We start from the raw sequence: 14,203 nt of genomic DNA, 5'->3' as shown, positions 1-14,203 counted from the left end.
CTCTCAGACAAGAGACGGGTCTTCCTTGTAGATCTCGTTGATGACGGACAGGTCGAACAGCTGCTGGGCGGTGACGTTCACGTTCGCGAACTTGAGGGTCTGGATGTTGGACTCGACCAGGGCCGGTGACATCGTGAAGATCCCGTTCTTCCTGGTCTCGTCGGTGAGGATCAGCTTGTTCTGGTCCTTGGACTCCAGGGTCTGCTCCTCGGTCTTGAGACCCAGTCCCTTGCCGTAGACCTCGGCGGCGAGCCTGGCGCCCGCCGCGGGATCGGCGAGACTGTCCTTCCAGCCCTTGATCTCCGCCCGGAGCAGCGCCTTCACCTTGGCACGTTCCTTCTTGAGCGCCTGGTCGGTGACGACGTACGACTCGCCGACGAGCGGATAACCCTGGTCGGCCAGCAGGAACGTCTCGACCTTGAAACCCTTGAGCCGCAGGTCGTTGGGCTCGTTGGTGATGTAGCTCATCCAGCCGTCCACCGTGCCGGTGGTCAGCGGGAGCGGGTCGAACTGCACCGGCACCTTGGTGATGCTCTTGGGATCCAGCTTGTTGGCCCGGAGGAAGGCCTCCCAGACGGCCTCGTTGGTGGCCTGCACACCGATCTTCTTGCCGACCATGTCCTTGGCGGACCTGATGGGCTTGTCGGCCATCGACATGATCGCGAAGGGGTTCTTCTGGTACTGCGTCGCCACGATCTTGATCGGAGCGCCCTGCTGGATGGCCTGCCCGACCCGGTCCGGGGAGGTGAGCCCGGCGAAGGCCTTGCCGGTCACCACGTCGGTCTCGGCGGGGGTGGCCGTCGGGCCGCCCGTGATCAGGTTGACCGAGCTGAAGCCCTCGGCCTTGTAGTAGCCCTTGCTGTCGGCGATGTACGAGCCGGCGAACTCCACGTTCTTGATCCAGGCGAACCGCAGGCCGACGGTGCCGAGGCCCTTGCCCGCACCGCCGCCGCTGTCGTCGCCGTCGTCGCCACCGCACGCGGCCAGCACCGGCGCCGCCAGGACCAGACCGGACGCCTGCAGGCCACGGAGGAGAAGGGTGCGGCGATCCAGCTGGGAGGGCATGAGGGTCCGGCGGGACGGATGGGACATACATGCTCCGATCAACGGGTCTCTGCGTTGCCGTGAACGTAGGGAGAGCGCGTTGCGACGGAGTAGCCGGATGTTTTCCTCGGTGTTACGTCCGTCACCGTGCCCGGCGCCGCAGCCGGCCCCGGTCGGCGGCGGTGAGCGGCCGGTAACCACCGGCCGCCTCCCGGTAGAACGCGGCGGACGCCGGGATCCCCTCGTCGCGGAGCGACGCGGTCAGCAGCCGATGGCAGTCGGTGACCGGGATCTCCTCGACGATCCGGACCAGCGCGGGCCGCATCTGCGGCGGCACCGCCAGGAACGCCTCGGTGAGGTCCACCGCCCGGAGTTTCGCGCCGGGCCGCAGCGTCACGGCCGCCGCCGCGAGTTCCATCCCGTCGACCGGGACGCCGTAGGCGACCGCGAGATCGACGGCCGGCAGGTCCCCGAGCGCGTTCCGGATGGGGCCGGGCGGCACGATGCCCCCGGCGGTCCTGATCAGCTCGGCCGCCTGGCCGAGCAGCCAGAAGTCCCCGTCGGCGTCCCGCTCGAACAGGTCTCCCGTGGCCACCCAGGCGTCCCCGGCGGCGAACACGCCGCGCAGCACCCGGGCCGGGCCCGCGACCGGCGTGCGGACCCTGGCCAGCAGCATCCCCACCTGGTCGGGCCCGCACTCGACGGCGAACCCGTCCGCACCCTCGGCCGGCCGGCCGTGTTCGAGGTCGTAGACGGCCAGCCGCACCTCCGCGCTGCCCGGCAGCGGCCGGCCCAGCGATCCGGTCTTCTTGCCGCTCAGGTTGACCAGGACCGCCTCACCTTGGGTCGAGGCGTAGAACTCCAGTACCCGGGCGGGGGCGAAGCGCCGCTCGACCCGCCGCCACAGCCCGCTCGGCATCCCCGAGCCGATGAACAGGCGTACGGAGTGGTGCCGCTCGCCGGGGTCGGGCGGGGCGTTGACGAGCGCGGCCGTGAGGGTCCAGGTATAGGAGACGACCGTCGCTCCGTACCGGCGCACCTCGTCCCAGAAGGTGGCCGGGTCGAACGCCGTGGCCAGCGCCACCCGCGCGCCGCCGGCGACGGCCCCGCCGATCGTCATGAGCAGCGCGGACGGGTGGTGCAGCGGGGTGGGGCTGTAGACGGTGTCGGCCGGTGACAGCGCCGCCGACGACGCGGTGCCGAACGCCGACAGCGCCCAGCGGCGGTTGGTGATCCGGCCCGCCCGGGTCCGCTCGCCCTCGCCGGTGAACAGGATGAACGCCAGGTCGCCCGCCCGCCCCGGATTGGGGCGGTACCAGCCGGGCAGCTCGACCTCGTCCGGGTCGATCCGCTCCATGTCGAGCAGGGGCAGCCCCAGGTCGCGTACGCTCGCGCCGCCGCCGAGCAGGCAGACCTCGAGGTCGGGGAAGACGCTCTCGAGCTCCACCGCACGGGCCGCGTGCTCCGGATCGGCGATGATCCTGCCGACCTGGCCCAGCCGCACCTCGTCAGCCAGATCGCCGTCCGGGCGGAGCAGCACGGCGACCGCGCCCAGCCGGTTGAGCGCGGCGAGCGCCGCCAGGGCGCTGGGCCGGGTCCCCATCAGCACGCCGACCTGGTCGCCCTGCCGGACGCCGATCTCGATGAGGCCGCGGACGACGCTGTCGATGCGATGCTTGGCCGCGGCCTGCGTGTGGCCCCGGCCGTCGAAGAGGAAGAACACGTCGTCCGGGGCCCGCCGCGCCTGCTCGTCGAGGAGCAGGCCCAGCGACATCGGGGTGTCCGGCTGGATCCGCTCCAGCCGTGCCAGCCGGGGAAGCTGGGCGGCCGCCGCGCCGGTGAGGTGGCGGGCGCCGCGTACCGCCCGCGCCGTGGCCGTCACCACCGAGCGCGCGGCGTCCACCCCGACACCGGCGGCCAGCTTCAGGCCGTAGCTCGCGTGTCCCTGGCCCTCCGGCGGCTCGAGGTCCTCGTCGCCGACCGGGTGGATCAGGCCCGGCAGCTCGGCCTCCCCGGCCCTCCAGTGCAGCCAGCCGGCCACGGCCGGCCAGGTCACCCCGGCCGACTGCGACCCGGCGACCAGCCCGAAGTGACCGGTGCGCACCGTCGCCTCGTACACCTCCGCGCGGGGCGCGGCACGGCGGATCCCGCGCACGGCCGCGGGGGCGGCGATCTCGTCGGCCGCGCCGACGAACGTCAGCACGGGGCAGGCGATGTCGGCGAGCGTGACGAGCCGGTCGCCGATGAGGAACCCGCCGGTGAGCATGCGGTTGTGACCGACGAACTGGCGGACGAACTCCGCCAGCGCCGGGCCCGGCCAGGCGACCCAGCCCTCGCTCTGCATGAACCGCCGCTGCCGCTCCCTGGGCGCCAGGACCTCCCGGTCGTGCAGCTGGCGGATGAAGTCGACCCGGTTGCGCACCGACTTCACCGGGCTGAGCAGCTGGAAGCCGGTCCGGGTGACCCAGCCCGGCACCGCCCAGTCGCCCAGGGCCCAGTCGGGGACCAGCTTGGTGGTCTCGCCGACGAGCCGGCCCGGCAGCCCGAAGGGCAGCCCGGCGTGGGTGTCGGCGGGGGAACCGAAGGTCACCACCGACTCGATGCCCTCGCCGCGCCGGTACGCCGCCGCCTGGTAGCAGAACATGCCGCCCTGCGAGTAGCCGGCCAGGTGCACGTCCCGGCCGGTGATCTCGCGGACCCGGTCGACGGCGTCGCTGACCGCCAGCACATGGTCGGTGAGCGTGCGCTCCAGGCCACCGGGCTCGCGCTCCGGGGCGCCGAAGTCCACCACCCACGGATCGATGCCCTGCCGGTACAGCACCCCGACCGCGCTGACCTGCGGAGAGATGTCGTAGACCTCCGCCGTGATCATCAGCGGCGGGACCAGCAGGACGATCGGGCGGTCCCCGGCCTCCCCGGCCTCCCCGGTCTCCTCAGGAAGGTCCGGTCCGTCCTGGCGGGCGGGGAAGTAGTGCCGCAGCCGGTAGACGCGCTGCCGGCAGACCACCTCGTACGGCGAGGCCGCCTCGTCGGTGTCGAGCCCTCCGAACCGGGCCACCTCGAGCGCGTTCTGCGCCGTGGCACCCAGCCGGGAACCCAGGCTGACCAGCGCCTTCGGAATGATGGGCATCGTTGACCTCCGAGACAGACAGTGACATGTTCACCGCTGTCGGGCACCGTGGTCAACACGGCGCCGGCCCGCCCCGCGAGGTGCGATCTGCTGGATCGGGTGAGGTCAGGGCGCGGGGACGACGGTGGCGCCCTCCATCTTCCCGGACTTCAGGCGCTCCCACATGTAGCGGCGGCGGGGCTTGCCGCTGGAGGTCCGCTGGATGAGGCCGTGCCCGATGACGATGGTGATGTCGACGTCGTCGCCCAGCCGGCGGCCCAGCACCCGGCGGGCGTCGCCTGCCCACGGCGCCGCACCGGTCTCGGCGAACAGCGCCACCCCCTTGCTCCCGGCCCCCGGGACGCTGACGATGACGATGCGGCCCTTGCCCAGCCTGGTCACCTCGGCCAGCCGGGACTCGAGGTCCTCGACGTACACCGACCTGCCCCGGACCTTGATGCTGTCGCCCATCCGGCCCAGCACGAACAGCTGTCCGTCGTGGAAGAACCCGGCGTCCCCGGTGTAGACCTTGCCGTCCATGAACCGGGTCGACTTGCCCTCGGCACCGGCGTGGTAGCCCTCGCAGACCGACGCGCCGCCGACGACGATCTCGCCCAGGTGCCCGGCGGGCAGTTCCCGGAGGTCGTCGTCGACGATCGTCACCGAGACGTCCTCCTCGGGCGCCCCGCAGCCGACCACCCAGCCGGTCTTGGCACCGACCGACGCGGGGCCGAGGGAGTGCTGCTCCAGGATGCGGACCGGCTGCCCGAACGCCAGCGAATGGTCGTCGGGCCGGACGGCGAGCGGATCCCGCTGCACGTTGTCCAGCGTCACCAGCAGCGTGGTCTCGGCCATCCCGTACGCGGGCTTGAAGGCGTGCCGGGAGAAGCCGTACGGCTCGGTCAGCCTGGCGAAGACCTCCAGCGAGTGCGGATCGATGGGCTCGGCCCCGATGAGCGCCGTCTTCCAGCCGGACAGGTCCAGGCCCTCCAGCTGCTCGGGCTTGACCCGGCGGGCGGCGTAGGCGTAGGCGAACGGCGGCGCGGCCGTGTGCCTGGCCCGGTTGAAGCACTCCAGCCAGCGTGCGGGGTCGCGGATGAAGTGGTCCGGCCGCATCAGCCACAGGTCCGCCTGGTTGGCCACCGGGGTGAGAAAGCAGCCGATGAGACCCATGTCGTGGTACAGCGGCAGCCACGAGGCGACGTCGTCGTCCTCGTGGAACCCCGCCACGCGGGCGATCAGCTCGGTGTTGGCCTCGAGGTTCTCCCACGAGACCCGTACGCCGCGCGGCTCCCCGCTGGAACCCGAGGTGAACTGCAGGATGGCCAGCTCGCCGGTCTCGGCCAGGTCGGCCTCCGTGCCCTCGCGCGGCTCCCAGGGCGCGCCGGGCAGTCCCGCCGCCTCCAGCGCGCGGGCCGCCATCGGTACGAGGTCGCCGGAGGCGATGGTGAGCTTCGGGTCGGCCTGCCGGAGGATCGCCGCCACGTGCGCGACGTAGTCGTCGCCGTCCTGGAAGAGCGGCGGGGTGATGAGGCACATGGTCGCACCGGCGGCCCAGACCCCGAAGTAGGTCTCGACACAGGTGAAGTCGGTGGGGATGATCGCGCAGACCACGTCGCCCGGCCGGACCCCGTCCGCGATGAGCGCGCCCGCCACCCGGCGTGCGGCCGAGGCTATCTCGCTGTACTCCCGGAACTCCCAGCCGCCGTCGTCGGCGGCGAGATGGACACCGCGCCCAGCTCGCGGCTTGTCCAGCCAGTCCCGCAGCGTAGAAGCCATCCCATGTCCTCTCCCAAGTCCGGCGTCCCCCGCGGATGAACAGCACGACGGCCCGCCGGTTGGACCGGCCGGCCGGGTGCCGTCACTGATGTGACCCGGGGGTAACTTCACCAGCGAGCCCGTATCTTCGTCAACCTGTGAGAAGCGTGAAGTTCGTGTTGCCGCCCTTGCGCACGAGGCCTGCGCGGGCCGCCGGCCCCGTGCGCGACCCCCGATCGAGGCATGAGACCATCGATGTCGCATGTCTCTCCCGCCTCTCACCCCCGGTGGTCGCTCATGACGGACTCGGCCGACGTCCGCGAGGTCGTCCCCCTCGGGCCCGACTCGCTGACGTGGCGCTTCTTCGGTGACACCCGGATGGCCCTGACCGGTGTGCGGGCTCCGGTGCTGCAGAACATGCTGCCGGCGCTCGGCCAGGGTGTTCTCGAGCACTCGGTGATCTTCAAGGACACGCTGGCGCGCTTCCGGCGCTCGGCCGGGCCGATCATGGACACCGTGTACGGCGGGGACCGGGCGAACGAGACCGGGAGACGGGTCCGCGACTTCCACACCGGAATCAAGGGCGAACTGCCGGACGGCACGCGGTACCACGCGCTGGACCCGGAGACCTACTTCTGGGCGCACACGACGTTCCTCGACACCCTGCTCTACGGGGTCGAGACGTTCATCCGGCCGCTCAGCGAGGCGGAGAAGCGCCAGATCTACGCCGAGTCCAAGACGTGGTTCCGCCTGTACGGCGTCAGCGACCGGGCGATGCCGGAGGACTGGGAGGGCTTCCAGGCGTACTGGCGGCGCATGCTCGACGAGGAGCTGGTGGCGCACCGGACCGCCCGCTACGGCGTCGGCTACGTGACCAAGGGCCTCCCCCGGCCCGGCCGGATGCCCGCGCCGATCTGGCGGGTCCTGCACCCGCCGCTGCACGCCGTGGCACGGCTGCTGTCGGTGGGCGGGCTGCCGCCTCGTGCCCGCGAGCTGCTGGGGCTGTCCTGGAGCGCCGCCGACGAGCGCCGGTACCGGCGGTTCGCCGCCGGGGTCCGCCGGCTGGGCCGGGTCTGGCCGCTGCTGCCGGAGGCGGTCCGCTTCCTTCCGCAGGCCCGGCGCGCCTTCGCCCGCGACGGACACCCCCGCCCCACCCCCTAGTGGGGTGGGGCGGGCGTCGGTGGGGTGGGGGCTAGCGGTAGCAGGGGGCCTTGAGGTCGTAGGCCTGGGCGGTCGGCCCGGTGAAGAAGTCCTTGACCACCTTCACGCCGGTGTACTCCGCCGTGGCCGGGCGGTCGATGACCGTCTGGCGGAAGGCGCCGGTGTTCGGGGCGCCGGTGAAGTTACCGGCCTGGGCGGGCAGGATCCCCTCGTAGTCGATCTTGGTGATTCCCTTGGCCGCCTTGAACACGCCGGCCCGGGTGAGCTCCTTGTTCGCCGCCGCCTTCTGCAGCACCGCCTTGAGCGGATACGAGAACGCCCAGCCGGAGGTGTAGGAGTCGGAGCTGTCGATGTGCCCGAGGGCCTTGCGCATGGCGGAGTGACCGGGGGAATCCGTGGCGAACGGCTTCCAGGGGGCCGACACGAGGAACTGCTCCTTGAGCGCGGGTCCGGCCGGCCCGCTGAGGAGTTCCTTGGACCAGCTCGGGCCGGTGCCCACATAGTGCCCGCGGAAGCCCCGGGCATAGGCCTGGGCGACGATCGTGCCGGCGTCCGCGGGCCCGGTGGTGAGGATGACGAGATCGGGCTTGCCCTTGATCAGCGCGTTGACCGCGGCGGCCTGCTTGTCCTTGCCCTGCCCGGTCGGCTGGTCGGTGAACGGCAGCCGACGCGCCCGGGCCGCGATCTTCGCCCCGGCCGCGGCGTCGCCGCCGTAGTCCCCCGGATAGTGCAGGGCCATGATGCTCCTGATCCGGTAGGTGTCGACGGCGTAGTCGACGGCGTTCATCGACTCGAAGCAGTAGCTGGCGCCCGACTCGAGGATGTTGTCCTCGAAGCTCCACTGCGAGGTCCACGACAGCGGCACGGCGATGGTCTTGCTCGCCCGCAGGTCGGGCAGGATCGCGGCGGTCTGCGGTGACCCGAGCGTCTGCGCGAACGCCAGCACCTTGTCCTTGATCGCCTGGTACTGCTGTTTCTGTGTGGCGACGTCGTACCTGTTGTCCCGCAGGTAGGTGGTGACGTCGATGTCGTAGCCGCCGATGCCGCCCTGCTCGTTGACCCGGCGCCAGAAGGCCTGCTGTGCCTGGACGGACGGCACCGCGATCGGAGTGAACGGCCCCACGGTGAGGTCCGACAGGCTGCCGAGGTAGATGCAGCCGTGCCCGGCGTTCACCGCGTGCGGGCACGGCTTCTTGGTGACGCCGGGTGACGCGGCCGGGTCGAGGTCGTTCCCCGAGGTGCTCCCGCAACCGGACAGGCCCAGGATCACCGCCGCCAGCACCGCTCCGAACCTTCGGGTACGTCGTGTCACGACCGCCTCCTGTGCTTCCATCCCGGCGTCCTTGTCAGAGCGCATGGAGTCCATCGATCACTTGCTGGAGCACACTGGTGCTCGGGGAGCCGGTCACCGGCGCGGGCCGCCGCACGTTGATCAGGCGCTGGTCGGCCAGGTCGCCGAGCAGGACCCGCACCACGTCGACCGGGAGGTCCAGCTCGGCGGCGACCTCCGCCACCGACAGGGCGGACCTGCACAGCCGCAGGATCGTGCGGTGCTCCGGGCCGTTCTGCACGCGCTCCGCTGGGTGGCCGTCCGCCGTCTCGACCATGGCGATCAGGTCGAATCCGCCGGAGTCGTGACGGGTCCGCCCGCCGGTGAGGGCGTAGGGGCGGACGATGGGTCCGGCCTCGAGATCTGTCCACTCCGGCTCGTCATCCGGCGGTGGCATCGTCACCCACCGGCTGCGCACCGTTCCGGGAGGAGGTCACCACCTCCACGGAGGAGTTCTCGTCCGGGACGACGGTGACGATCGAGGCGGGGAGCAGGACGATGGCCGTGGTGCCGCCGTAGGCCGATCGGCGCAGGGTGACCCTGATCCCGTGCCGCTGGGCGAGTCTGGCCACCACGAAGAGACCCAGCCGGGCACTGTCGAACAGGTCGAACTCGGGCGGATCGGCCAGCCGCTCGTTGATCTGGGCCAGCGTCTCGTCGTCGCTGACGCCCAGCCCGCGATCCTCGATCTCGAGCACGAATCCGTGCACGACCAGCTCACCCCTCACCTGCACCGAGAGGTCCGGCGGAGAGAAGACGGTGGCGTTCTCGATCAGCTCGGCGAGCAGATGGATGATGTCCGCGGCGGCGGCCCCGACCAGGGCGACCGACGGCAGCGGGGAGACGTCGACCCGGGTGTAGTCCTCGATCTCGGCGACCGCGGCGCGCGTCACGTCGACGACCGGCACCGGGCGGCGCCAGGTGCGGCCCGCCGGTCTGCCGGACAGGATGACCAGGCCCTCCGCGTGCCTGCGCATACGGGTGGCGAGATGGTCCAGCCGGAACAGGTCGGCCAGCTCGTCGGCGTCGTCCACCCGCCGTTCCATGTCGTCGAGCAGGCGCAGCAGCCGGTGCAGCAGGACCTGGTTGCGCCGGGCGAGGTTCACGAAGACCTCGCTGAGGCCCCTTCTGGCCGCCGCCTCGCTCACGGTCGCGGTGATGACCGCCCGGCGGGCCTGGAGGAAGGCGTCGTAGATGCGCCGGACCTCGCTGACGGTGAAGTCGAAGACCGGAGCGCCGTGGTCGGGATCGATCTTCTCTCCGCGCCGGATCAGCTCGGTGACCTCCGGAAGCCGGTCGTGGGCGAACTCGTCGACCGCCCCGGCCATGCTGCGGCTCTCCCCGATCAGCCGCCGGCCCAGCCGGAAGGCGATGACCGTGGACACGACGACGGCGATCAGGCCGAGCCCGCCCGCCAGCGCGAGCCGGAGGATCACCCAGGCGGCGTGCGACTCGGCGCGCTCGGACGTGCCCTCCCGGGCGGACGTCTCGAGATCGACCAGGCTCGTCACCACCGACTCCGAGGCCGTGTGCCACGACCCGACGTCGACGGGCAGCCCCCTGGCGGTCACGGGGCTGTTCACCAGGGCGTCCTCGATCGTACGGAACCGGCCGAGCTCGGGACCGGCGTTGAACCCCTCGAACCGCGAGCGGTCCGCGGCGGGCAACGCCCGGACCGCGTCCTGGTAGAGGAACCGCTGGGCGCCGACGAGCTGGACGAACTGGGCGTGCTCCGCCACGGTGAACCGGCCCGCGGCCAGTGCGCCGGTCAGCAGCGCGTCCTCCCGGGAGAGGTTCTCCCGGGCGCGTTCCAGTTCGATGAGGGTCCACGTCTGCTTGGCGATCACGGGGTCGTCCGGGGACGCCCCGTCGAAGATCCCGGAGGCGTCGTCGACCAGCGAGTTGAACTGGGCGAGTGCCTGCGACCGGTCGATGGACCGTCCGTCGACCAGGCGGCGCAGGCCGTCGAGCTCGTACAGCCGCCGCGCCAGCGCGTCGAGCCGGCGCCTGGTCTCGGCGGTGGCGGCGCTTCGCGCGTCGCCGTCGGCGGCGGACCGCCGGAAGTCCGCACGGGCCTGGTCGGTGCGCTTGCGCTGCGCCTCGAACCCCTCCCGGCCGACCGTGATATCACCGCCCAGATAGGCGAGCGACTGCCTGCGTTCGTTCTGCAGGTTGCTGATCAGCGCCTCCGTCGGCCGCACGACCTTGGAGTCGAAGGTCGTGGCCTGGAGCGACCGCAGGCTGTCCCCGAGGGTGACGGCCACGGCGAAACCCCACAGCGCCACCAGCGCGACCAGCGGCACGACCAGCAGGAAGAAGATCTTCGCTTTGATCGAACGGCTTCTGGCTCGCAGGCGTCCGAGCAACCGCGCACGGGGAAAACGCGACATGAGAGCAGCCTCCCGGAGCGCAACATCGTTCTCACCAAAGTGAGCGGATCGTACTGCCGTGTCCCCTGATCAGCATGGTTCTTACGGCGCGCCGGTAGTGATCGTTGCATCTGTGTTACCTACGTCACGAAAGCCACGGCATGTCCGCATACGAAACGTGACCGACATCTGCGGGGTATCAGACGGTTTCAGCCCGCAGAGTTCCGTTCGACGGAGTTTCGGTTGCAGGGAGTTTCGGTTGCACAAAGTCTTGGATCCACAGAGTTTCGCCAAGAACGTCTCCTAGCTTCTGCGGCGTACCCCCCGGATGAGGAGGCAGAAGATGACACGCAAGATCCTGGCCGGCGTCGGGCTGGCCACCGTGCTCACCCTGAGCGCCGCCGCTCCGGCCGCGCTCGCGGACTCCCCCACGCCCACCCCCTCGGCCCCCGGACCGCAGGCCGGGCCGGATCTGACCAAGCGGGCGGCGCGGCTGTGCAAGCGAGTGCCCAAGGTCCAGCAGCGGGTGACCCGCCTGACCGCCAGGTTCTCGGGCGACGCCAAGACCCGTGGCTCGGTCCAGTGGCTGCAGGCGAGGGCGAACCGGGTGCGGGCCAAGGACCCGGCGCTGGCGGCCATCATCGACGGCCGGGCGAAGATCCGGCAGTCCCGGCTGGCCACGCTCAAGCTCCGCGCGGACCAGCTGCCGAAGGTCGCCGCCTGGTGCAAGGCGCACGGCCGATGAGCCGCCGCGCGCTCTTCACGGGAGCACTGACCACCGCCCTGCTGCTCACCGGCTGCGGCGGCGCAGACAACCAGACGTCCCCTCCCCCCGCCCGCACGACCACGGGCACGACCGGCACGACCGGCACGACCGGCGGCGGGCTGTCCGACCGGGAGGTCGCCGAGCTGGAGAAGATCGTGTCCGGGGCGGAGAGCGCCGCGGACCAGGCCGAGGCCACCGACGAGTGATCCGGTCCGTCGCGGCAGGGGCGCGTGGCATGCGGGCCGCGCGCCCCGTCACGGCGCCGCGATGCCGGGCCCCGGCGTACCCGGCGTTACGTACTGTGGTGAGCCACCTCGCGTTCCACCCGGGAGCACTCCATGCAGCGGATTCTCGCCGTCGACGACGACCCGGCGATCCTGCGCGCGCTGCGGCGCGGGCTGGCGCTGGAAGGGTTCGCGGTGGACACCGCCGAGTCGGGAAAGGACGCGCTGGCGCGGATCGCGGACGTCCCGCCCGACGCGGTCGTCCTGGACGTCTCCATGCCGGAGATGTCGGGCATCGCGGTGTGCACCTCGCTGCGCGAGCGCGGCACCGAGGTGCCGATCCTGATGCTGTCGGCTCTGGACGACGTCACCGACCGGGTCGCCGGCCTGGCCGCCGGTGCGGACGACTACCTGGTCAAGCCCTTCGACCTGCGTGAACTGGCCCTGCGGTTGCACGCGCTGCTGCGCCGCGTCCGCCCGGCCGCCGACTCCGGCCGGATCCGCGTCGGCCCGCTGACGATCGACACCGGCGCCCGGCGGGTCGCCGTCGACGGCCAGGAGGTGGAGCTGACCCGGCGCGAGTTCGACCTTCTGGAGGTCCTGGCCGTGAACGCGGGCATCGTGCTCTCCCGCTCGGTGCTGCTGGAGCGGGTCTGGGGCTATGACTTCGACGTCACCAGCAACGCCGTCGACACCTTCGCCGGGTATCTGCGGCGCAAGCTGGAGGCGGGCGGTTCCCCGCGCCTGCTGCACACGGTGCGCGGGGTCGGCTTCGTCCTGCGGTCCGGCTCATGAGGCTCTCCACGCGGTTCGCGATCGCCGTCGCCGTCCTGGTCCCGCTGCTGGTGCTGCTGGCCGGGCTGCTCGTGCTGCGGCTGGCCTCGCACGATCTGCGGGCCGAACGAGACCGGCAGCTCGTGGGCCGGCTGCAGGCCCTCACCCCGCTCGCGACGGCGTACGCCCAGCGCACCCGGCGCCAGCGGGTGTTGCCCGCGGAGGCGACGGCCGATCAGCTGGCGAAGGCCGCGGTGGGCAGCGGCGGGTTGTACCTGCGGGTGGCGGGCGGCGATCCGCTGATCATCGGCTCCGTCCCCGCCCCGGCCGCCCTTCCCGAGACGGCGCGGGGCCCGGCCACCTTCTCCGGACCGGGAGACCGGAGGTGGCGGTTCGTCGCGGCCGACCTGGGCAGGCGCGGCAACGCCGCGAGGATGTGGGTGGTGGAGCCGGAGTCCCGGCTGGCCGCCCGGATGAGCCTGCTCCGGCACCGGCTGCTGCTGGCGGTCCTGCTCGCGGCGGTGGCCGGCGCGGCGGCGGGCTTCGCACTCGGACGGGTGGCGAGCCGCCCGCTGACCGCGCTGCGCCGGCAGGCACAGCTGATCGACACGCCGCCGTACGCGGGGAACCGGCTGGCGACCGGCTCGGGGGTCGTGGAGGTCGACGATCTGGCCCGGCTGGTGAACGCGCTGCTCGATCGCCGGGACACGGCGGTGGCCCGGACCGGCGAGGCGCTGGAGACCGCCCGTGCCTTCGCGGCGACGGCCGCCCACGAGCTGCGCACCCCGCTGACCAGCATGGGCACCAACCTCAGCCTGCTGGCCCACCCCGGCCTCCCGGCCGACCAGCGGGACGAGGTCGTCGCCGACCTCAGCGCCGAGCACGCCCGGATGCAGGGACTGATCACGATTCTGCGCCATCTGGCCCAGGCGGAGCTGATCGACCCGGCGACCTTCACCACCGTGGACCTCGCGGAGCTGGTCGAGGCCGCCGCCGAGGACGCCCGGCGCCGCCACCACCACGCCACGATCGAGGTCTCCTTCGTCGGGGACGTCATGGTGCGCGGCTGGCTCGACGGCCTCCGGATGATCGTCGACAACCTCCTCGACAACGCCGCGATCCACGGTGCCGGGGGCCATGGCCGGGCGGCGATCACCGTGGACGTACGGTGCGCGGAGCCGTACGCCGTGCTCACCGTGGACGACGCCGGGCCGGGCGTGCCGCCCGAGCAGCGCCAGGCGGTCTTCGGCCGGTTCACCCGGCGCCGCGGCAGCCCCGGATCGGGGCTCGGCCTCACCCTGGTGCACCAGCAGGCCGCACTGCACGGGGGGACCGTGCGGATCACCGCCCCGCCGTCCGGCCCCGGCACCCGGATCGAGCTCCGCCTGCCGCTCGTCGGCAGGCCCACCGTCCCGCTCGACACCCGCTCCTGGCTGGCCGGCGCCCGGTAGTCCCTGTCTCCAGGCCTGGGCAGGTGGAAGAGGAATAACCACTCAGGCTGGGTATAAGAGACAGAACGGCCCTGGTGGATATGGGGGGAATTACCGCTCCGGGTGGGTATGAGGGAATTCAACCCGACGCAGGGATACCTGAATCACCCTGGTCCGTCCCGGTGGGCACGGAGTTCGCTCCGGCGCTCACGGAGACGGACAGGCCGGGGAGGAACGC

Annotated in this window: 11 protein-coding genes; 5 read left to right on the top strand and 6 right to left on the bottom strand. The window is 71.9% G+C overall.

The window, feature by feature from the left end:
* Positions 1-3: 3 nt before the first annotated feature.
* From ACRYCC_RS13385 to ACRYCC_RS13375, 3 genes are all read right to left on the bottom strand, one after another.
* On the bottom strand, positions 4-1,092 hold the full coding sequence (locus tag ACRYCC_RS13385) for an ABC transporter substrate-binding protein (protein WP_433811764.1): 1,089 nt from the start codon (positions 1,090-1,092) through the stop codon (positions 4-6).
* Positions 1,093-1,186: 94 nt separating this feature from the next.
* On the bottom strand, positions 1,187-4,174 hold the full coding sequence (locus ACRYCC_RS13380; RefSeq protein WP_433811762.1) for an AMP-binding protein: 2,988 nt from the start codon (positions 4,172-4,174) through the stop codon (positions 1,187-1,189).
* Between the two features lie 105 nt (positions 4,175-4,279).
* Positions 4,280-5,932, bottom strand: coding sequence for an AMP-binding protein (locus ACRYCC_RS13375; protein ID WP_433811760.1), 1,653 nt, complete (start codon positions 5,930-5,932; stop codon positions 4,280-4,282).
* A gap of 276 nt (positions 5,933-6,208) precedes the next feature.
* Here ACRYCC_RS13375 and ACRYCC_RS13370 point away from each other — a divergent pair, with 276 nt between their 5' ends.
* Positions 6,209-7,072 carry an oxygenase MpaB family protein gene (locus ACRYCC_RS13370; RefSeq protein ID WP_433811758.1) on the top strand — a complete coding sequence of 288 codons (864 nt, stop codon included), beginning with the start codon at positions 6,209-6,211 and terminating at the stop codon, positions 7,070-7,072.
* A 31-nt stretch (positions 7,073-7,103) separates the two neighbouring features.
* On the opposite strand, the gene ACRYCC_RS13365 is transcribed toward ACRYCC_RS13370, so the two are convergent.
* From ACRYCC_RS13365 to ACRYCC_RS13355, 3 genes are read right to left on the bottom strand one after another with little or no spacing between them, the layout of a single operon-like run.
* On the bottom strand, positions 7,104-8,384 hold the full coding sequence (locus tag ACRYCC_RS13365) for an ABC transporter substrate-binding protein (protein WP_433811756.1): 1,281 nt from the start codon (positions 8,382-8,384) through the stop codon (positions 7,104-7,106).
* A gap of 34 nt (positions 8,385-8,418) precedes the next feature.
* Complete coding sequence (locus ACRYCC_RS13360) at positions 8,419-8,799, bottom strand: DUF742 domain-containing protein (protein WP_433811754.1); 381 nt, start codon at positions 8,797-8,799, stop codon at positions 8,419-8,421.
* Positions 8,783-10,792: a sensor histidine kinase gene (locus tag ACRYCC_RS13355; RefSeq protein WP_433811752.1), complete on the bottom strand. Its 2,010-nt coding sequence runs from the start codon at positions 10,790-10,792 to the stop codon at positions 8,783-8,785. Before ACRYCC_RS13355 ends, ACRYCC_RS13360 begins: the two co-directional genes overlap by 17 nt.
* 322 nt (positions 10,793-11,114) lie before the next feature.
* Here ACRYCC_RS13355 and ACRYCC_RS13350 point away from each other — a divergent pair, with 322 nt between their 5' ends.
* The 4 genes from ACRYCC_RS13350 (at position 11,115) to ACRYCC_RS13335 (ending at position 13,986) form a co-directional block, all read left to right on the top strand.
* Complete coding sequence (locus ACRYCC_RS13350) at positions 11,115-11,516, top strand: hypothetical protein (RefSeq protein ID WP_433811750.1); 402 nt, start codon at positions 11,115-11,117, stop codon at positions 11,514-11,516.
* Positions 11,513-11,743 carry a hypothetical protein gene (locus tag ACRYCC_RS13345; RefSeq protein ID WP_433811748.1) on the top strand — a complete coding sequence of 77 codons (231 nt, stop codon included), beginning with the start codon at positions 11,513-11,515 and terminating at the stop codon, positions 11,741-11,743. The genes ACRYCC_RS13350 and ACRYCC_RS13345 overlap by 4 nt, the downstream gene beginning before the upstream one ends.
* A gap of 132 nt (positions 11,744-11,875) precedes the next feature.
* Positions 11,876-12,556 carry a response regulator transcription factor gene (locus ACRYCC_RS13340; RefSeq protein WP_433811746.1) on the top strand — a complete coding sequence of 227 codons (681 nt, stop codon included), beginning with the start codon at positions 11,876-11,878 and terminating at the stop codon, positions 12,554-12,556.
* Positions 12,553-13,986: a sensor histidine kinase gene (locus tag ACRYCC_RS13335; protein ID WP_433811744.1), complete on the top strand. Its 1,434-nt coding sequence runs from the start codon at positions 12,553-12,555 to the stop codon at positions 13,984-13,986. The genes ACRYCC_RS13340 and ACRYCC_RS13335 overlap by 4 nt, the downstream gene beginning before the upstream one ends.
* Positions 13,987-14,203: the final 217 nt, after the last annotated feature.

It is taken from the genome of Actinomadura scrupuli (genome assembly GCF_050971785.1).
GTDB lineage: Bacteria > Actinomycetota > Actinomycetes > Streptosporangiales > Streptosporangiaceae > Actinomadura_E > Actinomadura_E scrupuli.
Note: the sequence above shows the minus strand (reverse complement) of the source record. Positions and strands in the feature narration are given on the sequence as shown.

Coding starts and splice junctions, on each gene's coding strand:
- ACRYCC_RS13385 (WP_433811764.1), bottom strand. CDS start 1,092: ATGTCCCATCCGTCCCGCCGGACCCTCATGCCCTCCCAGCTGGATCGC.
- ACRYCC_RS13380 (WP_433811762.1), bottom strand. CDS start 4,174: ATGCCCATCATTCCGAAGGCGCTGGTCAGCCTGGGTTCCCGGCTGGGT.
- ACRYCC_RS13375 (WP_433811760.1), bottom strand. CDS start 5,932: ATGGCTTCTACGCTGCGGGACTGGCTGGACAAGCCGCGAGCTGGGCGC.
- ACRYCC_RS13370 (WP_433811758.1), top strand. CDS start 6,209: ATGACGGACTCGGCCGACGTCCGCGAGGTCGTCCCCCTCGGGCCCGAC.
- ACRYCC_RS13360 (WP_433811754.1), bottom strand. CDS start 8,799: ATGCCACCGCCGGATGACGAGCCGGAGTGGACAGATCTCGAGGCCGGA.
- ACRYCC_RS13355 (WP_433811752.1), bottom strand. CDS start 10,792: ATGTCGCGTTTTCCCCGTGCGCGGTTGCTCGGACGCCTGCGAGCCAGA.
- ACRYCC_RS13350 (WP_433811750.1), top strand. CDS start 11,115: ATGACACGCAAGATCCTGGCCGGCGTCGGGCTGGCCACCGTGCTCACC.
- ACRYCC_RS13345 (WP_433811748.1), top strand. CDS start 11,513: ATGAGCCGCCGCGCGCTCTTCACGGGAGCACTGACCACCGCCCTGCTG.
- ACRYCC_RS13340 (WP_433811746.1), top strand. CDS start 11,876: ATGCAGCGGATTCTCGCCGTCGACGACGACCCGGCGATCCTGCGCGCG.
- ACRYCC_RS13335 (WP_433811744.1), top strand. CDS start 12,553: ATGAGGCTCTCCACGCGGTTCGCGATCGCCGTCGCCGTCCTGGTCCCG.